Raw genomic sequence first — 21408 nt, 5'->3', positions numbered from 1 at the left:
GCCGCCAGCTGATGCAGCGTTGTGCCGCGATGTCACTGACCGCCGCCCTGCCCCGCCATCTGTTGATCGGCAGCATGTTCGCCATCCCCGAGGCGACCGCGGCGGCGGCCGAGCCCAGCCTGCCGGCCGAGCGTCGCGTTCCCGGCGGCATTGCGATCGTGACGATCGGCAGCACCGCCGACAAACCGCGCGCCTGGTTCGGCGATGTGCCGGTGCTGGTCGTCGCGTCGCCGTTCGGCTGGACCGCAGTCGTCGGCATCGCGCTGTCGGCCGAACCGGGGATGGTGCCGTTGCGGGTCGAGCAGCCGGGACGCGCGGCGGAAATCATCGATATCCAGATCGGCCGCGCCGACTATGCCGAGCAGCGCCTGACGGTGAAGCCAGGCAAGGTCGACCTGTCGGCGCGGGACCTCGCCCGGCACCAACGCGAGCGCGCGCACCAGCAGACCGTCATCGCAACGGTCAGCGAGCCGCTGCCGGCACTGCTGCGCTTTCAGGTGCCGACCCCCGGCCGCCGTTCCAGTTCATTCGGCTTGCGCCGCTTCTTCAATGGCCAGCCGCGCAATCCGCACAGCGGCATGGACATCGCAGCACCGGTCGGCACGCCGGTCAGCGCACCGGCGGCGGGCCGCGTGATCGACACCGGCGACTATTTTTTCAACGGCAATACGGTCTGGCTCGACCATGGCGGCGGCCTGCTGTCGATGTTCTGCCACCTCGATTCGATTGCGGTCAAGGTCGGCGACCGGCTGGCGGTCGGCCAACACCTCGGGACCGTCGGCGCTACCGGTCGCGTCACCGGCCCGCACCTGCACTGGTCGGTCAGCCTGAACCGGCAGATGGTCGATCCGGCGCTGTTCCTGTAGACGCGATCAGGCCACCGTACACAGGCGGTCGATCGAGTCCGCGGCTTCCTGCCGACGGTGCGCATTGGCATCGACAAATCCAAGCGCCGCGGCGATGCGTGCCGGATCGTTGATCGTCCGCACCTCAACATAGGCTTGCTCCGCCTGCGGATAGTGGCGGCGCAGCAGATGCAGCCACTGCTTGATGCGACCGGGCCGGTGCCGATCGGCCACATGGCCGGCGATGATCTGCCAGTAGGCACGCAGCAACGGCTGCATCGCTGTCCACGGCAAGGTCTGCGACTGCCGTGAGCCCATTGACGCTGCAATGATTTCCAGCGCCAGCCCGGGGTTGGCGACGATGCCCCTGCCGAGCATCAATGACGAGCAGCCCGATTCCGCCCGGCAGCGCAGCGCATCGGCGACGGTCCAGATCTCGCCATTGGCGATCACCGGCACCGTGACGGCCTCGCGCACCGCTGCAATCTGCTCCCAGTAGGCCGGCGGGCGGTAGCCGTCGAGTTTGGTCCGCGCATGGACGACGATTTCGCTGGCGCCATTGCCGGCCAGCGCCAGCGCGCAGTCGACAGCGCGCGAACCGTCGCGAACGCCGAGCCGCATCTTTGCGGTGACCGGCATCGGCTGCGGCACCGCACGGCGCACCGCGGCGACGATGCGGCCGATCAGTTCGGGATCGTCGAGCAGGCCGGCGCCGCCACCGTGCCGATTGACGATCTTCGCCGGACAGCCGAAATTCAGATCGATGCCGGCCGGACGCAGTCCGGCCAGCCGCGCGGCGTTGTCGGCCAGGCAGACCGGGTCCGACCCGAGCAACTGGGCGCGAACCGGCACGCCGGCCGGTGTTTTCCCGCCGGCGAGCAACTCCGGCACGATGCGGGTGAAGACACGTTCGGGCAGCAGCGTGCCGCTGACGCGGATAAATTCCGAGACGCAGCAATCGACGCCGCCGACCCGGGTCAGGACGTCGCGCAGGCTGAAATCGAGCAGCCCCTCCATCGGGGCCAGCAGCAGTGTCACCGGCACCGCCTCGCCAATGGCATGCCGCGGACGGTCATGCCGTTGCCGAGCGGCCGCGCATCGCGCTGAAGCCCTTGAACAGGGCCACCGCCAGTCCGCCGGCAATGATGCCGACCAGCGCATTGAGCAGGCTGGAAACGACGATCGCCATCACGCCGCCAAACGCCTCGGCCTGCGCCTCGATCAGATGCGCCAGCGGTGCGATGCCGTGGACCAGGATGCCGCCACCGACCAGGAACATCGCCGCGGTGCCGGCAATCGTCAGGCCCTTCATCAGATACGGCGCAAAACTGACGATGCCTCGCCCGAGTGCCGCGGTGCCACCTTGCTTGCGGCTCAGGTAGAGGCCGAAATCATCGAGCTTGACGATGCCGGCGACCAGCCCATAAACCCCGATCGTCATCACCGCGGCAATCGTCGCCAGCACCGCCAGCCGCGTCACGGTATCGGCATCCTGCACGGTGCCGAGCGTGATCGCGATGATCTCGGCCGACAGGATGAAATCGGTGCGGATCGCGCCCTTGATCTTGTCCTTCTCGAGCGCAACCAGATCGACCTTCGGATCGACCAAGGCCTTGGTCAGTTCGGCATGATGCGCCTCATCGTCCTCGCGCCGGTGCAGCCAGCGGTGGGCGACTTTCTCGAAACCCTCGAAGCAGAGGAACAGGCCACCGGCCATCAGCAGCGGCGTCACCGCCCACGGTGCAAATGCGCTGATCGCCAATGCCACCGGCACCAGGATCAATTTGTTCAGCGCCGATCCCTTGAAGACCGCCCAGACAACCGGAATTTCGCGTTTTGCCGAGACTCCGCTGACCTGTTGCGCATTCAGCGCCAGGTCGTCGCCAAGCACGCCGGCGGTCTTTTTCGCTGCGACCTTGGTCAGGACGGCGACATCGTCGAGGATGGTGGCGACATCGTCGAGCAGCGCAAGCAAGCTGGAAGCCATGGGCGGGACCGATCGGCGAGAAGTGGAAATGCTGGGACAGCAGCCGATGGTAGCAATCGCGGCCGCCTACCGCGGTGTCGGGCTGGGCGTGACTGCGACGAGCGCAGCAGGCCCTGCCCGGTCAAGGCCGGCCTGAGTGCCGGCCGGCGAGATCAATCAGTGCGACTCGACACAGGCCGGACGAACAACCGGGACCGCGAATTCGCGGCCGACCACGGCGCGTGCATAGAGGTAGTTGGTTCGGGCCCGTTCGCTCAGGCTGTCCAGAGGAACATGCCCGCCATCGTCACAAGGAAACGACAAGGCGCGCCCCTCGCTGAACAGCGACTGGAAGCGCAGTTCGAAGCAGGCTTTCGGTTCGAGGTTCGTCGGTGCGGTGTTCATGGCGCTGACTCCGGTTCGGGTGACAGATCGACTTCTGTTGGCTACTACATTAGTCCTGCGTTGCTTCCAACGCATCGGATGCATGCCCAAACGTCGCGTCGGTGTCATGCCCCGCATCCGGTAAGACAATGACTTACACACTTGCGGCAAATTTCACCCTGGCGCTCGTTCTGACACGTTTATCGACCGGAAAGCACCGACCATGAGCCTGTTGTTGATACGCCATGGAGAGACTGCGTTGAATGTGTCACGCACTCTCCAGCCGGAAGACTCGCCACTGAGTGAACGCGGCCATGCGCAGGCAAAGGCGCTGGGCTGCAGGCTGGCGGCCAGTGACCTGGCAGGCATCGTCTGCAGCGACCTGCCGCGCGCGCGCCAGACTGCCGACTACCTGGCCCGTGCAACCGGCCTGCCGATCGCCACCAGCGTGCTGCTGCGCGAACGCGATTTCGGTGCGTGGCGTGGCCGTGCCTATGCCGACCTGCCGATCGATCCGTTGCGGATGGTCGAGGCGCCACCGGAGGGCGAATCGATGCAGCAGTTCCTGAACCGCGCGGCAGCGGCATTTGCCGATCTGTGCCGGCGGCGCAGCCGCAGTGGCGGACCGCTGGCGGTCGTCACCCACGGCCTGATGGTGCTGGCAATGCTCGAGCGCCATGCGCAACTCGCCGACGGTCAGGTGATGCCGGCCAGCCTGCGCAATACCTCGGTCAGCATCGTCGACGCCGAAGCGCCGCATCGGATCTCATTGCTCGATGACGTCGGCCACCTCGATGAGCCGCCACTTGCCGGACCGGCCAGCATTCTTTCTGGCGGTTGATGGCCGGCGCAGCGGCCGGCCCGCGCCCTCACATCACGCTGCGGTGCAGGCGGATTTCCTCGATGCGTGCACCACCACCGACCTCGATGGTCTTTGCCGATGCCGGTTCACGCTTGAAGCCGGCGAGTTCGATGAAGCGCATCGTCCGCTCGAAGCGCATCGGCAGCCAGATGCTGACCTTGGTGCAGCCCTCTTCCTGCAACCCGTCGCGGGCGGCATCCCACAGCGCCAGTCCGGCGCCGCGGTTCCAGTGATTCGGGTGCACATACAGCGCCCAGAGCTCGCCGGTCGTCGACGGCGTGCCCTTGTCGCGCGAACGGTCGAAGCCGGCAAAGCCGATGACCTTGTCGTTGTCGGTGACGACCAGCACCTGCGGCTCGCACAGGTCGATCGCCTCGCGCCAGTAGGCCTGGCAGCGCTCGACGGAAAAACTCTGCAATGCCTCGATCGGGCCGGCCTCGCGGATGCAGGCCTGCCATGCAGCCACATGGGCTTCGGCAATCGGTTTGGCGTCCCGCAGCGAGGCGGGACGGACGGCAAATGCGGTACGGGTCGGCAGGTCGGTAGTGGACAAAGGCATGAGATCGGTCAAACGAAAAAAGGTCAGGACTGTAACGGCTGTATTTTTTGCGACCCGCATTGTCGTCGTTGCATGCATTGCCGGTTCGGCAACGGCAATCCATCCAGGTCAGCGGTCGGGTTTCGGCGGCCGCACCGGGCCGCAAGCCAGAGATTGTTGCTCATGAACAACGAACTCGCCAACCGCATCGTTGAAATCCCAGCGCTCGACGATGGCCTTGCGCGCCGTGGCGGGGCCGACATGCTGTCCGGCCGCGCTATCGCCGGTGCGGATCAGGTTGATCGAATTGCCGGCCTCGTGGCGGATCCGGCTTGACACCGCGGTGCCGGCCTGCACCACCCAGCTCGGGTGGTTTTCGTGCAGCGGCCGGATGTAGGGCAGATGGATATGGCCACCGAGCAGCAGATCGGCGCCGGCCGCCGACCACACCTCGATCGCCCGCCGATGGCCATGCAGCAGGTTGTGCCGGTCGATCGTCGTGCACACCGCGATCGGCTGGTGGGTCACGACGACCCGCAGCTGGCTCGGCTTCGCCGCGCGCAGCCGCCGTGCGACCCGGTCGATCTGCCGTGGGGACAGCTGGCCATCGACATGACGCCAGCGACGGGTCGTATTCAGCATCATCAGCAGCAGATCGGGCAACTCGAGTTCTGGTTCGAGGTTGTTGCCGAAGCAGCGGCTGTAACGCCGGTACGGCATGAAGAGGCGCGAAAACGGGTTGAACAGCGAGATGTCGTGGTTACCGGGAATCGCCAGCAGCTTCGGTATGCGCAGGCTGTCGAAGAACCGCCGCGCCGCCTCGAACTGGGCCGGCCGGGCGCGCTGCGTGATGTCGCCGGAGACGACCAGCACATCGGGCTGCAGCCGGCCGGCCAGGCGTTGCAATGCGCTGACGACCTCGGGGCGTTCGGTGCCGAAATGGGTGTCGGAAACCTGCAGCAGCAGACTCATCGGGCGGACGGCTCGGGTTCGCCCTTGATCAGCCACAGGCGTTGCGGATGGACGCTGAAATCGAACGGCGGCTTCATCCAGGCGATTTCGCCATCGGTCGCAACCTTGTAGCGGCGCCGGCCGAAGCGCCCGATCGGCTCGACCCGCAGCCGCCGGAAGGCCAGCCTGCGCACCGATTCGGCATCGCCGAGCTGGCCGATCGCGCCACGCAGCGCGAGGCCGAACATCGACAGCGTATCGACATCGCGCGGCGCAATCGCGACCAGCCGGCCATGCTGCAGCTGTTCCGCTTCGTCGATGCCGATCTGCTCGAGTTGCAGCCGGTTGTTGCCGACGAACAGCGTCGGTGTCCGCAGGCGCTGCGGCGGCGCACCCTCCTTGTCGTCGTCGGTGCCCGGTTCACGCCAGTCGACCTGCAGGTTCAGCTGCCGGTGCTCGCGCAGCAGGCTGAACATCGCCGAGAACATCGCGACGACCCGGCTCCGGCCGAAGCGCTGCTTGAACGATTCGCGGTCCTCGAGCAGTTCCGGATACAGCCCGAGGCTGACATTGACGATGAAGACCTTGTCGTTGACGCGACCGACCTGCACCGGTTCCGGCCGCCCCGAGAGCACGCGCTCGAGGGCCGCCTCGGTATCTTCCGGAATGCCGTGGGTGCGCGCGAAATAGTTGAAGGTTCCCTGCGGCAGCACGCCGAAACCGCAGCCGCTGCCGATTGCCGCCTGGACCACCGCATTGATCGTGCCGTCTCCTCCGGCGGCGACGACGACACCGTCACACGCCGAGGCCTGCCGCACCGCTTCGGCGGCGACGCCGGCGATCGGCTTGCGCCGATCGAAACTCATCAACTGGTATTGGCGGCCGTGACGGGCGGTCACCGCGGCAATGACCTCGCGACGCTCGCCCGGATCGGTCCGACCCGAGCCCTCGTTCATCACGATGAACAGCGGCCCGGCGGCCGGCGGCGGATTCATTTCGTCGGCAGCGCGTCGTGCAGCGCGATCAGTTCCTGCGTCAGCTTGTGGCGCGGATCGAGGTAGATCATCGGCATCGCCTGTTCGTGCGATTCGCGGATCCGCACCGACGCGCTCAGATAGGGCTGCAGCACCGGCAGGCCCTCGTCGATCAGTTCCTGCACGACGCGCTGCGGCAGGTTCGCGCGCGGCTGGAACTGGTTGACGACGATGCCCTCGACCTTCAGCTTCGGATTGTGGTCGGCACGGATCTCGTTGACGTTTTCCAGCAGCGCATACAGCGCGCGGCGCGAGAAATCATCGCAGTCGAACGGGATCAGGCAGCCGCGCGCCGCGATCAGTGCCGAGCGGGTGAAAAAGTTCAGCGCTGGCGGCGTATCGATGTAGATGCGGTCGTAGTTGCCGGCAATCTCGTCGAGCGCCTCGCGCAGCTTGTAGATCTTGTGCCGCGATTCGAGCTTGCTCTGCAATTCCTCGAGTTCCGATGAGGCCGGCATCAGGTGCAAGCCCTCGAACGGCGTTTCGTAGATGAATTCGCCTGTTGCCTTCGGCCGGGCCAGGAATTTCAGCGTCTGCTCGAACAGCTCGGCCATGTTGACGAGCGGCTCATCGGCCGCCGACCCGAGCAGGTAGCGGGTCGAATTGGCCTGCGGATCAAGATCGACGACCAGCGTGCGGTGGCCCTGGTAGGCGCTGACGGCTGCAAGGTTGCAGGTGATCGTCGATTTGCCAACGCCGCCCTTCTGATTGAAAACGACATGCCGCATGCGCGTTCCTGCTTCGTTGATGGATCGATGCCGCCGCTGCCGGGCCCCTGCCCAGCGTGACGCTCACCGTGTGTGCCGGGCCGCAATTGTGCCCTGCCACATTGGTCGTCGATCAACGGCTGCGTGGTGCAAGCCGGTCGAGTTGCTGCTGCAGCGTGGTGTTCAGCCGTGAATAGATCTGCAGTTGTTCGCCGAGACCGCGCAGCCGGTCGGCGAGCCGCTTGCAGAGGCCGACCATCAGCCGCGCAGCCACTTTCGGCTGCTCGTCGATCAGGCGCTGCAGCGCCTTGCGGGTCAGGCCGGCTGCCTGCAGCGGCGTTGCCGCAATGCAGCTGGCCGAGCGCGGCGAGCCGTCGATCAAGCCCATCTCGCCGATCACATTGCCCGGGCCGAGCACCGAAATCGGCACCTGCGTCGCGGTGACCGGATCGGCTGTCTCGACCGTTACCTCGCCGCTGAGGATCAGCAGCAGATAGCTGGTATTGCCGGCGTCACCCTCGCGCAGCACCGTGGCACCGGCCGGATAGCCAACCAGCCCCATGTAGCCGACGACACAGGCGGCTTCGTCGGCGCTCAGCTCGCCGATCGCCGCCGACGTCACCAGCAGTTCGGTCGCCAGCTCGGCCAGCGCCGGGCTGCTCGTCAGCGGTCTTGCACCGCGCCCGGCCTGCGGGTCGTCGGCACTGCGCGCATCGTTTGCATCATGGGATGGCGGTTGCATCGGGTCACCTGACAAGAAACGAGGGTCCGGCCCAAAGCGGCAGTCGAGCCAAGCGGCTGCTGCGGCTGTGCTGCAGGAGAATACACCCCATCACGCGCCATTCGGTCCTGAATCGCGCCCCCCTCGAGCCCCGCCGCCCCGCAGACCATGCGCCTGTTGTCCCGTTGTTCGTCTTCATCCGCGGCTTGCCGTCGCCTCGAGCGTGACCTGCTGCGGCGCGCACCGCTGGCCGCAGCGGCGCTGTATTGCCTGGTTTCTGCTGCCCAGGCGCAGGGCCAGGATGCGGGCGCCGCCGCTGCCGCTCCGGCGACCCCGGCCTCTGCACCCGTCGCAGAGACACCGCCGCCGAAGGCGCCGGCCAGCGGTGCCGCCGCGCCCGCGGCATTGCAGCGGGTGCAGATCTCCGGCAGCACCGCCGGCGACGCCGATACCCGCGAGCGCCGCGAATCGACCGCCGCGAAGATCATCGTCGGACGCGAGGAAATCGAGCGATTCGGTGACAGCAGTGTCAGCGATGTGCTGAAACGCCTGCCGGGGGTGACCACCGGCGGCGCGCCGGGGCGGCGCGGCGGTCCGCGAATGCGCGGGCTCGGCGGCGGCTATACGCAGATGCTGATCAACGGCGAGCCGATTCCCGCCGGTTTTTCGCTCGAATCGCTGACGCCCGAACAGGTCGAACGGATCGAGATCCTGCGCGCGCCGACCGCCGAATATGGCGCCCGGGCGGTCGCCGGAACGATCAACATCGTGTTGCGCGAGGCGCTGCAGAAGCGGCTCAACGATCTGCGTTTCGGCACCACTGTCGAAGCCGGATATGCCTCGCCGGGCATCTCGTGGACGCGCAACGACAAGCTCGGCGAAGGCGCGGGCAATGCCTACAACCTGTCGGTATCGGTCTTCCGGCGCAACCGCGCCGATCCGATCGACAACCGGACGACGATCTCGCGCATCGACAGCGGCGCCACCACGCTCGAGCAGCATGAAACCGGCGTCGACCGCGACCACCGGCTCGGCATCAACCTGAGCAGCCGGCTGCAGTGGCGGCTTGGCGACGGCGACAGCCTCAGCCTGCAACCGTTTTTGCTGCTGGCGCGCAGCGACGGCACGGGCCGCCGCCACCTCGAGCAGCCCATTGGCAGCACGGCCGCCCCGTACAGCGATGCCGAAATCGATTCCGATAACCGGCTGCAGGTGATGCGTCTGAATGCGCAATGGCAGAAACGCCTGGCGGCATCCTCGCGGCTCGACCTGCGTCTCGGCGGCGGAGGCTTCGACAGCGATTCGGGCAGCCGGCGGCAGGAATTCGACGCCGCAGGTGTCGCGCGGCGCCGGCTCGACGAGGATTCATCGACCCGCGAACGCTCGCTCAGCTCGCTCGGCAAGTTGTCGCACGAATTGGCCAGCGAGCACAGCCTGGTCACCGGCTGGGACGTCGAACTGATCCGGCGCAGCGAGCGCCGCAGCAGCGTGCAGAACGGCGTCGCGCTGCTGACCGGTTTCAACAACGAGCTCGACGCCTCGTCGCAGCGGCTGGCGCTGTATATCCAGGACGAGTGGAATCCGAGCAAGCAGTGGTCGGCGTATGCCGGGCTGCGCTGGGAACAGATCGCGACCCGCAGCGACGGCGCGGCCGATCCGGTCAGCCAGCGCAGCGCGGTCTGGACGCCGCTGCTGCAGGCGGTCTGGAAACCGAATGAAAAAAGCCGCGACCAGATCCGTGTCGCGCTGACCCGCAGCTACAAGTCGCCGACGCTGCGCAACCTGATCGCGCGACCCTCGCTGTCGACGCGTTATCCGGCGCCCGGCGGCAACGAGGCGACCAGCCCCGACAGCATCGGCAATCCGCAGTTGCGGCCGGAACTGGCGACCGGCATCGACCTCGCCTACGAACACTACCTGAGCGCTGGCGGCCTGGTCAGCGTCAATCTGTTCCATCGACGGATCAGTGACCTGATCCGCAATGTGACATCGCTGCAGACGGTGCCGTGGGCACAGCAGCCGCGCTGGGTTTCGCAGCCGCGCAATATCGGCGATGCGGTCACACAAGGCATCGAACTCGAGGCCAAGGCGAGGCTGAACGAACTGCGCGCCGGTTTGCCGCCGGTTGCATTGCGCAGCAACCTGAGCCTGTTCCAGTCTCGCGTCGACGGCGTACCGGGCCCGGACAACCGGCTCGAGGAACAACCGTCGGCAACCGCCAACCTCGGTGCCGACTACCGCTTCCGCGGCATGCCGCTGAGCGTCGGTGGCAACCTGAACTGGACGCCGAGCTACGTCGTCCAGCAAAGCGACACGCAGCGACGCAGCGCCAGCACCAAACGCAGCTTCGAGGCGTTTGCGATCTGGGCCTTCAACCCGGGCCTGTCGTTGCGGGTCGGCGCCAGCGACCTGCTGCCGCTCGATTACCAGACGGTCAGCAGCGTCGATACCGGCAGCCTGCGCGACAGCAGCGAAAACCGCAGCACGACCCGCACACAGTGGACGCTGCGGCTCGAAATGAAGCTCTGAAAGGAGCGGGCCGCTCAGGCCGCCGGCATCAGCTCGACAGCCTTGCCGTCCTCGTTGGCGGCGACATCGTCGGCATCGTCGCCGAGGAAGCCACCGCTCTGGTGCGCCCACAGCCGCGCATAAAGGCCGTTGCGCGCGAGCAGGCTGCGGTGGTCGCCCTCCTCGACGATGCGGCCCTTGTCCAGCACGATCAGCCGGTCCATCGCGGCAATCGTCGACAGCCGGTGCGCGATCGCGACCACCGTCTTGCCTTCCATCAGCCGGTACAGGCTGCGCTGGATCGCCGCCTCGACCTCGCTGTCGAGCGCGCTGGTCGCCTCGTCGAGCAGCAGGATCGGCGCATCCTTCAGCATCACCCGGGCGATCGCGATCCGCTGCCGCTGGCCGCCGGACAATTTGACGCCGCGTTCGCCGACGTGGGCGTCGTAGCCGGTGCGCCCTTTCGGATCGACCAGCGCACAGATGAACTCATGCGCCTCGGCCCGCTTCGCCGCGGCGATCATCTCGTCGTCGCTGGCATGCGGGCGGCCGTACAGGATGTTGTCGCGCACCGAGCGGTGCAGCAGCGACGTATCCTGCGTGACCATCCCGACATGGGCGCGCAGCGAATCCTGCGTGACGCCGGCGATATCCTGGCCATCGATCAGGATGCGGCCCGATTCGACGTCATAGAAACGCAGCAGCAGGTTGACGACGGTCGACTTGCCGGCGCCGGAGCGGCCGACCAGGCCGATCTTTTCGCCGGGCCGGATGCACAACGACAGGTCGTCGACGACCGGCGTCGCACCGCCATAGGCAAAGTGCACATGCTCGAAGCGGACCTCGCCGCGCGGCACCTCGAGCGGCCGGGCATCGGGCCGGTCGACGATCGCCTGCGGACGGCACAGCGTATTGATGCCGTCCTGCACCGTGCCGATGTGCTCGAACAGCGAGGCAAACTCCCACATCACCCAGTGCGAGATGCCGTTCAGCCGCAGCGCCATCGCGGTGGCCGCGGCGACCGCGCCGATACCGACCTGGCCGAGCGTCCACAGCCACAGCGTCGCACCCGCGGTACTCGCGATCAGCGCCATGCTGAGGATGTGGTTGACGATCTCGAACATCGTGACCAGCCGCATCTGGCCGTGTGCGGTGACCATGAACTCCTGCATCGCGCCGCGGACGAAGCCGGCTTCGCGGCGGGCATGCGAAAACAGCTTGACGGTCGCGATGTTGGTGTAGGCATCGGTCACCCGGCCGGTCATCAGCGAGCGCGCATCGGCCTGCGCCTTCGCGACCTTGCCCAGTCGCGGCACGAAATAGACCATCGCGCCGACATACAGCACCAGCCAGCCGAGAAACGGCAGCAGCAGCCACAGGTCGAAGCCGCCGACCAGCGCGACCATCGTGACGAAATAGATCACGACGAAGACCAGGATGTCGCCCATGATCATCCAGAACTCGCGCACCGCCAGTGCCGTCTGCATCACCTTGGTTGCGATCCGGCCGGCAAATTCGTCCTGATAGAACGACATGCTCTGGCTCAGCATCAGCCGATGGAAATTCCAGCGCAGCAGCATCGGGAAATTGGCGGTCAGCGTCTGGTGCTTGATCAGCGTCTGCAGCGCGATCAGCAGCGGACTGGCCAGCAGGATGCCGGCGAGCAGCAGCAGGTTGCGGCTTTCGGTCTGCCAGAAGGTCGACGGCTGGGCCTTGCCGAGCCAGTCGACGACATTGCCGAGCATGCTGAACAACATCGCCTCGAAGACGCCGATCAGCGCGGTCAGCAGCGTCATCGCGAGGATGAAGCGGCGCAGCCCGGCGGTGCAGCGCCAGAGAAACGCAAAAAAGCCCTTCGGCAACGTCCCCGGCATCTGCTCCGGATAGGGATGGACGAGGTTTTCGAAGGACTTGAACACACGAATCTCCGGGTCGGGGACAGGCCTCAGGCGCGCGGCGCCCCGGGTCGGTATGCCGCATCTGCCTGGAACCGCGACGATATCGCAGCCGGCGCAGCGGTCGATTTCATCTGCAATCCGCCCCGGTCGGGCGAGCGGTTTCATCGCCTGCGCTGGGGAGCAACCTCTAGCCCAGTGCCGGACCGACGACGTCTGCACCGATACCATCGGCCGGTCCTCCCGGACAGCCAATCAAGACCGGGCAGTGGCAGGCGACCTTCGACGGGGTCGACCTGCATCGAGCCATCGGGCCCGCACCGGTCGAACGTGAGGATCTTGATGATGGAGTTCGACTACCTCGTCGTCGGCGGCGGATCGGCAGGCTGCGTGCTGGCCGCCCGTCTCAGCGAAGACCCGGCGGTGACGGTCGCCTTGCTCGAAGCCGGGCCGACCGACAGCAGCATGCTGCTGCATTGCCCGGCGGGCATTGCGCTGCTCGCGCGCACCGGTGGCGCCAATTGGTGTTTCGAGACGGTGCCCCAGCCCGGGCTGAATGGCCGCCGCGGCTACCAGCCGCGCGGCAAGGTGCTCGGCGGATCGAGCTCGATCAATGCGATGGTCTATATCCGTGGCCACCGCGCCGACTACGACGGCTGGGCCGCCGCAGGCAACCCGGGATGGAGCTACGACGAGGTGCTGCCATATTTCATCCGGGCCGAAAACAACGAGCGCGGCGCCGACCGCTTCCACGGCAGTGGCGGACCGCTGAACGTGATGGACCTGGCCAGCCCGAACCGGCACACGGCCGATTTTCTTGCCGCAGCGGCACAGGCCGGTCATCGCCTGAACCCGGATTTCAACGGCGAGGAGCAGCAGGGTGTCGGTGGCTACCAGGTGACGCACCGCGGCGGCGAACGTTTCAGCGCCGCAAAAGCCTATCTGACGCCCAACCTCGGTCGGCCGAATCTGCGCGTGATCACGTCGGCACACGCGACCCGGGTTCTTTTCGAAGGCCGGCGGGCGATCGGCGTCGAGTATCTGCAGGATGGCGACCACAAGCAGGTGCGCGCCCGGCGCGAGGTGCTGCTCAGTGCCGGCGCATTGTTGTCGCCGCAGTTGCTGATGTTGTCGGGCATCGGGCCCGGCAAGCAACTGCAGCAGCTGGGCATCGCGACGCTGCTCGACCAGTCCGGCGTCGGCGCCAATCTGCACGATCACCCCGATGTGATCCAGGTGATCGACTCGCCGGCGTTGACCGAGCTGTTCGGCATCTCGCCGCGCGGGGTCTGGAATCTGCTGGCCGGCATCCGCGAATGGTCGCGCGGCCGCAGCGGCTGCCTGACGACCAATTTTGCCGAGGCCGGCGGCTTTCTGAAAAGCCGCCCCGAGGAGCCGCTGCCCGATGTGCAGCTGCATTTTGTCGTCGGCAAACTGATGGACCACGGCCGCAAGACGGTATTCGGGCATGGCTATTCCTGCCATGTCTGCCTGCTGCGGCCGAAAAGCCGCGGCAGCTTGAAGCTGGCCAGCGCCGACCCGCTGGCCGCACCGCTGATCGATCCGAATTTTCTGGCTGAAGACGAGGATGTCGCCGGCATGGTCCGCGGCTTCAAGCTGATGCGTCACATCCTGCAGCAGCCGGCGCTGGCCGAGCTCGGCGGACGTGAACTTGCGGTCTCGGCAGCGGCGCAGACCGATGCCGAGATCGCCGAATTCATCCGCAACCGGGCCGATTCGATTTATCACCCGGTCGGCAGCTGCCGGATGGGCCCGGCGGCCAGCGATGTCGTCGACGCAGAACTGCGCGTCAAGGGGATAAGCGGGCTGCGCGTCGTCGATGCATCGGTGATGCCGCAGATCGTTGGTGGAAATACCAATGCGCCGACGATGATGATTGCCGAGAAAGCGGCTGACATGATCCGCTCGGCTGAGTGAAAACGCCACGCTGGCGCAGTCCGGGCTACCGTACACTGGCCGCCGCGGCGGCTTGAAGAAACCGCTGCTGACCCCACCTCCTTCCCTGGAAATAACGGTGGGTTAATGTGTCGAATCGCCTTGTGCGGCAACGACACCGATGTGGTGAAAAAGGAAACGACGAGATGAAAAAAGGCTGGTTGGCAGCGACGATGAGCGTCCTGATGGTTCTGGGCAGCGCAGGCACTGCCCTGGTTTCAACCGATGCCGAGGCAAAACGCTTCGGTGGGGCCCGTTCGCAGGGCCTGCAGCGCACGACGCCGGCACAGAAGCCGACGACGCCGCCGCCATCGCAGGCGACACCGGCGAATGCGGCTGCTCCGGCCGCCGCCGGTGCGGCAGCCACCGCGGGCAAGCGTTCGTGGATGGGACCGATCGCCGGCCTCGCCGCAGGCCTCGGTCTGGCCGCACTGATGAGTCATCTCGGCCTCGGCGAGGAGATGGCCAACTTCCTGATGATCGCGCTGATGCTGGTCGCAGCCTTCTTCGTGATCCGCCTGCTGATGCGGCGTTTCGGCCCGCAGTCGGCCACATCGGCCGGCCCGCGCTTGCAGGCCGCCGGTCACGGCAACCCGCTGGCCGCCGAACCGATGAACCGCAACATGTTCAATCCGCCTGCAGGCGGCTCGTCGATGCCGGCCGCCGCAGCGGCCGCACCAGTGGCCGCAGCCGGATCGATCCCTGCCGGATTCGATACCGAGGGTTTCGAGCGGATCGCGAAGATGATCTTCATCCGCATGCAGACCGCCAACGATGCCGGTGACCTGAACGATCTGCGCAATTTCACGACCCCGGAGATGTTCGCCGCGGTTCGCCTCGAATTGCAGGAACGCGGCGAGCAGCCGCAGACCACCGATGTGCTGAAGGTCGACGCCGAGGTGCTCGATGTCGCCGAGGAAAACGGCCAGCAGATCGTCAGCGTGCGGTTCCACGGCCTGATCCGCGAAGAGCGCGACGCAGCTGCCAGCGATTTCGACGAGGTCTGGCACCTGGTCAAGCCGGTCGACGACAGCCGCTCCTGGGCAATCGCCGGTATCCAGCAGCGCTGAGCATCGCAGCGCGGCAACACGCCGAGCGGCGTGTTGCCAGCCGGCCCGCGAGGGCCTGCGTCAGAAGATCAGGGCGGCGATGAACAGCCCGATCATCACGAAGGCCAGCACGACCTTGGCGAGCAAGCCGGCCATGATGCCGAGCCAGGTCGCAAAGCCGACGTGCAGCGCCCGGCGGTGTTCCTTGATCGCGATGAATTCGCCGATCGCGGCACCGACCAGCGGCATGAACAACACACCGACCACGCCCATGAACAGCCCGACAACGGTGCCGATCAGTGCGCCGATGACCGCCTCGCGGCTGGCACCGACCCGCTTCGCGCCGAGCAGGCCGGCCACATAATCCAGCACCCAGGCGATCACCGCGATCACCGCGATCACCGCCAGCATGCCGGTGCCGACGCGCACGAAGCCGTCGACCCAGGCGCCGAGGATGATGCCACCGAGGATCAGCGCGGTACCCGGCAGCGCCGGCAACACCGTGCCGGCCAGGCCGACGATGATCAGGATCGCGCTCAACAGCCAGAACACGATGTCGAAGTTCATCGGGCAGTCCCGCTGGCGGCAGCGTGAAAGGCAGGAAAGTGGTGCATGGCGGATCGGGATGGTGAGGGTTGATGGCAGGCAATGATCGCAGCTTCGTCGGTGATGCGGGGACGGCGGTGGCGGCATGCTGCACCGACGTCGCCGGAACGCCGGCCCAGCCGCGCGAATGTCCGCCGATCCTGCACCTCGACGAAACCTGCATCGTCGTCGACAAGCCGGCCGGTTGCCCGTCGGTGCCGGGACGCGGCGCGCTTGCCGACGGCAGCGTTGCGCAACAGGTGCAGGCGGTCTTTCCGGAAGCACTTGTCGTGCACCGGCTCGACATGGCGACATCGGGCGTGCTGCTGTTTGCCCGCGGTGCGCACTGGCAACGCCACTACAGCATCGAATTTGCGCAGCGCAGGATTGCCAAGCAGTATGCGGCGCTGGTCGAAGGACGGCTCGGCAATGCGGTCGGCGATTTCGGCGTGATCGATCTGCCGCTGTCGGCCGACTGGCCGAACCGGCCGCGCCAACGCATCGACCAGGCCGCTGGCAAACCGTCGCTGACCCACTGGCGCAGCGTCGCTTTCGACGCTGCCGGTTTGTCGACGCGGCTGGCGTTGACCCCGGTCACCGGCCGCTCGCACCAGTTGCGGGTCCACCTGCTGGCGATCGGACATCCGATCATCGGCGATGCCTTGTACGGCAGCGGCGACAGCGGGCCGCCGCAGCGCCGGCTGATGCTGCATGCCTGCTCGCTCGCCTGGTGGCATCCGCTGCGCGGCTGCGACATCGGCGTCGAATCGCCGGTTCCTTTCTAGATCCGATCAATACCTCTGCCCGTCCGAAGGAAGACAAGCCATGCCATCCGCCATCTACATCGTCACCGGCGCCTCGCGCGGCCTCGGCGCCGCAATCGCCGAACAGTTGCTCGCGCCAGGCCACACCGTGTTGTGCATCTCGCGCAAGCAGAATCCGGCGCTCGAGCCGCTGGCCGGCAAGGCCGGCGCCACCTTGCTGCAATGGCAGCGCGATCTGGCCGATCCGGAGCGAGTCGCCGAAGAACTGGCGCAGTGGCTGGCGGGCATCGGGCCGGCGCAGCTGTCGACGGCCTGCCTGATCAACAATGCCGCGATGATCAGCCGCGTCGGGCCGGTCGATGAATCGTCGAACACCGAACTGGCGCAGGCGGTGCGGGTCGGCATCGAGGCGCCGCTGCTGCTCAGCGCATCGTTTCTGCGCGCCACCCGCGATTGGCCGGCGTCGCGCCGGATCCTGAATATCTCGTCCGGTCTCGGCCGCCGCGCGATGGCCGGCTCCGCCGCCTACTGCGCGGTGAAGGCGGGGCTGGACAACCTGTCGCGTGCAATGGCCCTCGACGAAACGGGCCATGCCAATGCGGCGCGCATCGTGTCGCTGGCGCCCGGTGTCATCGATACCGACATGCAGGTGCAGTTGCGCGGCGCCGACGAGGCGGGGTTTCCGGACAAGGCGAATTTTGTCGCGCTGAAGGAACGCGGGATGCTCGCCTCGCCGGCGCAGGCGGCCCGGCAGGTCGTCGATTTCCTGCACCGCGCCGAGTTTGGCAACGAGGTGATTGCCGATGTCCGCAATGTCTGAGCCGGCACCGATCCACGGCGACGCTGCGCCGACCCGCTTGAGCAGTCTGGGACTTGCACTGTTGTCGATCGCCTTCAGCGGCTTGCTGGCAGCATGCGCCAGCGCGCCTGAGAAGCCGGCGGCAGACAGCCAGATCACACCCAATCCCAACCTCGTCGTGCAGGGCATCCCGCCGCTGCCGACCCGCATCGCGACCGAACTCGCGCCGTACGGCGAATTCCGCGGCCACGGATTTGTCGACTGGCATCCGACGCGGCGCGAGATGCTGATCAGCCACCGGCCGGCCGGCGGCAATACCGCACAGCTGTTCCAGCTCGCGGCGCCTTTGGCCGAGCCGGTGCAGCTGACCGATGCGCCGGAGCCTGTCACCTCGGCAGCGTGGGAGCCGCGCGATGGCCGCTTCATCGTCTACGCACGCGGCAGCGGTGGCAACGAGGCCAACCAGCTGTACCGCCTCGATCCGGCGAGCCGCAGTTCGACTTTGCTGACCGACCCGGATGAACGCCACAGCCTGCAGGGTTGGTTGCACCACAGCAGCACGATGCTGGTCACTTCGGTACCGCTCGACAAGACCGCCAGCGGCGGCAGCCGCGCGCGCATCAGCACCCGGGTGCGGCTGGTCGACCCGCTGAATCCGGCGGCTGCCAAACTGGTTGCCGAACTCGATGGCGGCGGCTGGTTCGGCGCGGTGATCTCGCGCGACGACCGGCAGCTGGCGCTGACACGTTATCTGTCCGCCAACGAGTCGCAGATCTGGCTGATCGACCTGGCCAGTGGCCGCAGCTCGCAGTTGCTGCCCGCGCCGGGATCGTCCGACAAGGCCAGCCACTTCGCCGCCGATTTCTCGCCCGATGGCGAGGCGCTGTATCTGACCAGCGACCGCGCCGGCGAATTCCGCGAACTGTTCCGGGTCGAGCTCGACAGCGGTCGGCTGCAGCGGATCACCCCGCACATTCCATGGGACATCGGCGCGGTCACGCTGAGCGCCGACGGCCGGGTGCTGGCGGCGCAGGCCAATGTCGACGGACGCGACGAACTGCGGCTGTTCGATACCGCGAGCTTGCGTGAGCTGCCAGTGCCTGCCGTGCCGGCCGGCAATGTCGGCAGCAGCGTCTTCCATCGCCGGCTGCCGGAACTGGCGTTTTCGCTGAGCAATGTCCGCGGGCCAAGCCAGCTGTATGCACTGAATGCGGACAGCGGGCGCATCGAGCAATGGACGCGCCCGGTCGTGCCGTCGCAGGTCGATACCAGCCGCTTTCGCGAGCAGCGCATCATCCGTTGGCAGAGTTTCGACGGCCGCACGATCTCCGGCCTGATCAACGAGCCGCCGCAGCGCTTCACCGGCAAGCGGCCGGTGCTGATCCTGATCCACGGCGGGCCGGAGGCGCAGGCAAGGTTCGGCTTTCTCGGCCGATACAACCACTTGGTCAATGACCACGGCATCGTCGTGATCCAGCCCAATGTGCGCGGCTCGTCGGGTTATGGCAAGACCTTTCTGACGCTCGACAACGGCCGCCTGCGCGAAGACTCGGTGAAGGATATCGGCGCGCTGCTCGACTGGATCGCCAGGCAGCCAGGGCTCGATGCCTCACGCGTCGTCGTCTCGGGCGGCAGCTACGGCGGCTACATGAGCCTGGCGGTGGCGATCCACTACGCCGACCGCATTGCCGGAGCGATCGACGTCGTCGGCATCTCCAATTTCGTCACCTTCCTGACCAACACCGAGAGTTACCGCCGCGACCTGCGCCGGGTCGAATACGGGGACGAGCGTGATCCCGAGATGCGCGCCTTTCTTGAACGGATCTCGCCGCTGACCAATGCCGAGCGGATCCGCAAGCCTTTGTTCGTCGTGCAGGGGCGCAATGATCCGCGCGTGCCCTATACGGAGGCCGAGCAGATCGTCGAGCGGGTGCGCCAGCTCGGCGTCCCGGTCTGGTACCTGCGCGCCGAAAACGAGGGGCATGGTTTTGCCCGCAAGGAAAATGCGGACTTCCAGTTCCATGCGACGGTTGAATTCCTGCGCCGCGTGATCGGAGCCGGTTCGCAGCGCTGACGCGGTCTGGCCGCCGGCACCGCGCAGCCCCGGCGCCAGTCAGTCCGGCGGGCCCTGAAACCCGCCGGCGCGCAAGGTGATCACCAGCGAGTCGCGCCAGCCGTGCCGATCGGGATCGACCGGCTGGATCGGCGTCGTTTCGTGGATCACCAGCGCATCGTCGAGCATCAGCAGCGTCCAAGGCTCGGACAATGTGAATCGGCTGCCGGCCGGACCGTCGGCATCGAAGACCCGCGTTTCGCCGCCCTTGATGCCGACTCTGGAAATCAGCAAGACCGCGACCAGATCGACGCCGTCGCGGTGGGCGCCCTCCGGCGTCGGCCGGCCGATGCCGTCGGTCGTATCGATGCGGAACTGGTGCGCTTCGACATACCAGGGCTGCACGCCCTTCACCGCCGACGCCACCTGACCGAGGCCGGCCAGCAATCGCCGCCATGCGGCTGAATTGCAGAGCTGCGGCGCCATCGCTTCGAACCAGCGTTCCAGGCCGCCGTGCAATGCGTTGTATTCGACCGGCTGCCAGTGGGCGCGGTGCGCTACCGCGTCGACCCGCTCGCCGTCCACCACGAAGCAGGCGTGGCGGCGGCGCCGGTAACGGCCACCGTCGCGCAGATAGAGATCGGGCGGCAGATCGTCCCAGCTCAGCTCGAAAGCCCGCAAATCGGACAGAGGGACATTGACCAGGTATGCCAGCTCCGACGGTGCCAGCACCGCAAAACCCGGGTCGGCGAGGCGAGTCGGCAATTGATCGGCGGTGGCCAGCGGCGGCGTCGGCGTCATCTGATGTGCGGTATTCGGAAGCGGTGATGTCGGATTGTGCCGCGCGTCGTCACGAGGCATTACAGCCGGTCGACACAACTTCACCTGCCGTGCATCTGCGGTTCACGCAGCTTGCGCACAGTCGTGCTGGTCGAGATCGATCGACGATCCTCAACAGAAAAAAAGGAAGCTCAGATGAACTCGAAAAACCAATCGCTGAAAGTTGTTGCTGTTGCCGCCGCCCTGGCTGGCGGTATCGGATTTGCCGGCCTCGCGCAGGCGCAGGCGCAAGGCCTGTATATCGGCGGCGCCGTCGGTGGCTCGCACTACAAGGGCGACAGTGTCGGCCGCCAGGAGACCGACCGCTCGTCGACCGGCGCAAAGATCTATGGCGGCTATCAATTGACGCCGAACTTTGCGCTCGAAACCGGTTATGCCGACCTCGGCAGCTTCAAGAGCCGCGCCGGCCAGCTCGAGGCCGATGCGGTTTATCTTGATGCTGTCGGCAAGCTGCCGCTGACCAACTCGGTATCGGCAATCGGCCGCGTCGGTGTCGTCAATGGCAAGACCGACGGGCTGGGCGGCGCAGGCCGCGGCACCAACCCGAAGGTCGGCGCGGGCCTTGAATATGCCATCGACAGCAACCTGTCGCTGCGTGGCGAGTGGGAGCGTTACCGCCTCGACACCAACAACGGCAAGGCCAATACCGACATGTACTCGATGGGCGTGCGCTACGCCTTCTGACGCCGGCAAACGGCCCGCCGCCGCATCACTGCGGCGGCGGCGGCCCTGCCGTCACGTGAAGCCTGGATCCGGCGGCCTCGACAATCTGGCCGGCCCGGATCTTGCGCGTCTTGCGCGACTCCGGCTCGCCGTCGACGAATACCTCGCCGGCGGCGATCATCATTTTTGCGACGCCACCGCTGCTTGCCAGGCCGGTCGCCTTCAGCAGTGCATCGAGCGGGATGAACTCGCCGCGCAATTCAAAATCGACCATCTGCATCAGCAGTT

General features: G+C 66.7%; 21 protein-coding genes. 9 read left to right on the top strand and 12 right to left on the bottom strand.

The features are described 5' to 3' along the window. Positions 1 to 29 precede the first annotated feature (29 nt). Entirely contained in the window at positions 30 to 866 is an 837-nt protein-coding gene (locus ACNH6H_RS21140) for a peptidoglycan DD-metalloendopeptidase family protein (RefSeq protein WP_418320260.1), read from the top strand. Positions 867 to 872: 6 nt separating this feature from the next. Here the strand turns inward: ACNH6H_RS21140 and ACNH6H_RS21135 are convergent, their stop codons facing one another. From ACNH6H_RS21135 to ACNH6H_RS21125, 3 genes are all read right to left on the bottom strand, one after another. Continuing rightward, positions 873 to 1883 carry a tRNA dihydrouridine synthase gene (locus tag ACNH6H_RS21135; protein WP_418320259.1) on the bottom strand — a complete coding sequence of 337 codons (1011 nt, stop codon included), beginning with the start codon at positions 1881 to 1883 and terminating at the stop codon, positions 873 to 875. Between the two features lie 34 nt (positions 1884 to 1917). Then, complete coding sequence (locus ACNH6H_RS21130; protein WP_418320258.1) at positions 1918 to 2832, bottom strand: DUF808 domain-containing protein; 915 nt, start codon at positions 2830 to 2832, stop codon at positions 1918 to 1920. Between the two features lie 156 nt (positions 2833 to 2988). Beyond that, positions 2989 to 3216 (bottom strand): hypothetical protein, encoded by a 228-nt coding sequence (locus tag ACNH6H_RS21125; protein WP_418320257.1) that lies wholly within the window; start codon positions 3214 to 3216, stop codon positions 2989 to 2991. Between the two features lie 202 nt (positions 3217 to 3418). Between ACNH6H_RS21125 and ACNH6H_RS21120 the strand changes: the two genes are divergently transcribed. Continuing rightward, positions 3419 to 4036: a histidine phosphatase family protein gene (locus ACNH6H_RS21120; protein WP_418320256.1), complete on the top strand. Its 618-nt coding sequence runs from the start codon at positions 3419 to 3421 to the stop codon at positions 4034 to 4036. 28 nt (positions 4037 to 4064) lie between these two features. Here ACNH6H_RS21120 and ACNH6H_RS21115 read toward each other — a convergent pair whose 3' ends face one another. The 5 genes from ACNH6H_RS21115 to ACNH6H_RS21095 all read right to left on the bottom strand — a co-directional run bounded on the left by ACNH6H_RS21115 (position 4065) and on the right by ACNH6H_RS21095 (position 8029). Continuing rightward, on the bottom strand, positions 4065 to 4616 hold the full coding sequence (locus ACNH6H_RS21115) for an N-acetyltransferase family protein (RefSeq protein WP_418320255.1): 552 nt from the start codon (positions 4614 to 4616) through the stop codon (positions 4065 to 4067). Positions 4617 to 4724: 108 nt separating this feature from the next. Continuing rightward, on the bottom strand, positions 4725 to 5567 hold the full coding sequence (locus tag ACNH6H_RS21110; RefSeq protein WP_418320254.1) for a metallophosphoesterase family protein: 843 nt from the start codon (positions 5565 to 5567) through the stop codon (positions 4725 to 4727). Continuing rightward, positions 5564 to 6541 (bottom strand): diacylglycerol/lipid kinase family protein, encoded by a 978-nt coding sequence (locus ACNH6H_RS21105; RefSeq protein WP_418320253.1) that lies wholly within the window; start codon positions 6539 to 6541, stop codon positions 5564 to 5566. Before ACNH6H_RS21105 ends, ACNH6H_RS21110 begins: the two co-directional genes overlap by 4 nt. Then, on the bottom strand, positions 6538 to 7308 hold the full coding sequence (locus tag ACNH6H_RS21100) for a ParA family protein (RefSeq protein WP_418320252.1): 771 nt from the start codon (positions 7306 to 7308) through the stop codon (positions 6538 to 6540). Before ACNH6H_RS21100 ends, ACNH6H_RS21105 begins: the two co-directional genes overlap by 4 nt. Positions 7309 to 7420: 112 nt before the next feature. Further along, the gene (locus ACNH6H_RS21095) at positions 7421 to 8029 is read right to left on the bottom strand and encodes a cyclic nucleotide-binding domain-containing protein (RefSeq protein ID WP_418320251.1); all 609 of its coding nucleotides are present in this window, start codon (positions 8027 to 8029) and stop codon (positions 7421 to 7423) included. A gap of 147 nt (positions 8030 to 8176) precedes the next feature. On the opposite strand from ACNH6H_RS21095, the gene ACNH6H_RS21090 reads away from it, so the two are divergent. Further along, positions 8177 to 10537 carry a TonB-dependent receptor plug domain-containing protein gene (locus tag ACNH6H_RS21090; RefSeq protein WP_418320250.1) on the top strand — a complete coding sequence of 787 codons (2361 nt, stop codon included), beginning with the start codon at positions 8177 to 8179 and terminating at the stop codon, positions 10535 to 10537. 14 nt (positions 10538 to 10551) lie between these two features. Here ACNH6H_RS21090 and ACNH6H_RS21085 read toward each other — a convergent pair whose 3' ends face one another. Continuing rightward, positions 10552 to 12435 carry an ABC transporter ATP-binding protein gene (locus ACNH6H_RS21085; RefSeq protein ID WP_418320249.1) on the bottom strand — a complete coding sequence of 628 codons (1884 nt, stop codon included), beginning with the start codon at positions 12433 to 12435 and terminating at the stop codon, positions 10552 to 10554. Positions 12436 to 12753: 318 nt separating this feature from the next. Here ACNH6H_RS21085 and ACNH6H_RS21080 point away from each other — a divergent pair, with 318 nt between their 5' ends. Both ACNH6H_RS21080 and ACNH6H_RS21075 read left to right on the top strand, forming a co-directional pair. Continuing rightward, positions 12754 to 14349 (top strand): GMC family oxidoreductase, encoded by a 1596-nt coding sequence (locus ACNH6H_RS21080; protein WP_418320248.1) that lies wholly within the window; start codon positions 12754 to 12756, stop codon positions 14347 to 14349. Between the two features lie 164 nt (positions 14350 to 14513). Further along, positions 14514 to 15437: a Tim44 domain-containing protein gene (locus ACNH6H_RS21075; protein ID WP_418320247.1), complete on the top strand. Its 924-nt coding sequence runs from the start codon at positions 14514 to 14516 to the stop codon at positions 15435 to 15437. A 60-nt stretch (positions 15438 to 15497) separates the two neighbouring features. On the opposite strand, the gene ACNH6H_RS21070 is transcribed toward ACNH6H_RS21075, so the two are convergent. Next, positions 15498 to 15983 (bottom strand): DUF456 domain-containing protein, encoded by a 486-nt coding sequence (locus ACNH6H_RS21070; RefSeq protein WP_418320246.1) that lies wholly within the window; start codon positions 15981 to 15983, stop codon positions 15498 to 15500. 71 nt (positions 15984 to 16054) lie between these two features. On the opposite strand from ACNH6H_RS21070, the gene ACNH6H_RS21065 reads away from it, so the two are divergent. Genes ACNH6H_RS21065 through ACNH6H_RS21055 form a run of 3 tightly spaced genes read left to right on the top strand, consistent with a single transcriptional unit; the run spans position 16055 to position 19638 of the window. After that, entirely contained in the window at positions 16055 to 16786 is a 732-nt protein-coding gene (locus tag ACNH6H_RS21065) for an RluA family pseudouridine synthase (protein ID WP_418320245.1), read from the top strand. Positions 16787 to 16826: 40 nt separating this feature from the next. Continuing rightward, positions 16827 to 17585, top strand: coding sequence for an SDR family NAD(P)-dependent oxidoreductase (locus ACNH6H_RS21060; protein WP_418320244.1), 759 nt, complete (start codon positions 16827 to 16829; stop codon positions 17583 to 17585). Continuing rightward, complete coding sequence (locus ACNH6H_RS21055; protein WP_418320243.1) at positions 17569 to 19638, top strand: S9 family peptidase; 2070 nt, start codon at positions 17569 to 17571, stop codon at positions 19636 to 19638. The genes ACNH6H_RS21060 and ACNH6H_RS21055 overlap by 17 nt, the downstream gene beginning before the upstream one ends. A gap of 39 nt (positions 19639 to 19677) precedes the next feature. Here ACNH6H_RS21055 and ACNH6H_RS21050 read toward each other — a convergent pair whose 3' ends face one another. After that, positions 19678 to 20418 carry a 2OG-Fe dioxygenase family protein gene (locus ACNH6H_RS21050; RefSeq protein ID WP_418320242.1) on the bottom strand — a complete coding sequence of 247 codons (741 nt, stop codon included), beginning with the start codon at positions 20416 to 20418 and terminating at the stop codon, positions 19678 to 19680. A 174-nt stretch (positions 20419 to 20592) separates the two neighbouring features. Here ACNH6H_RS21050 and ACNH6H_RS21045 point away from each other — a divergent pair, with 174 nt between their 5' ends. Next, a complete protein-coding gene (locus tag ACNH6H_RS21045) occupies positions 20593 to 21141 on the top strand; it encodes an outer membrane beta-barrel protein (RefSeq protein WP_418320241.1) in 549 nt (182 codons plus the stop codon). A 25-nt stretch (positions 21142 to 21166) separates the two neighbouring features. On the opposite strand, the gene ACNH6H_RS21040 is transcribed toward ACNH6H_RS21045, so the two are convergent. After that, on the bottom strand, positions 21167 to 21400 hold the full coding sequence (locus tag ACNH6H_RS21040; RefSeq protein ID WP_418320240.1) for an RNA-binding S4 domain-containing protein: 234 nt from the start codon (positions 21398 to 21400) through the stop codon (positions 21167 to 21169). Positions 21401 to 21408: the final 8 nt, after the last annotated feature.

It is taken from the genome of Pseudideonella sakaiensis, assembly GCF_048320135.1.
GTDB classification, from domain to species: Bacteria; Pseudomonadota; Gammaproteobacteria; order Burkholderiales; family Burkholderiaceae_C; genus Ideonella_A; species Ideonella_A sakaiensis_A.
Note: the sequence above shows the minus strand (reverse complement) of the source record. Positions and strands in the feature narration are given on the sequence as shown.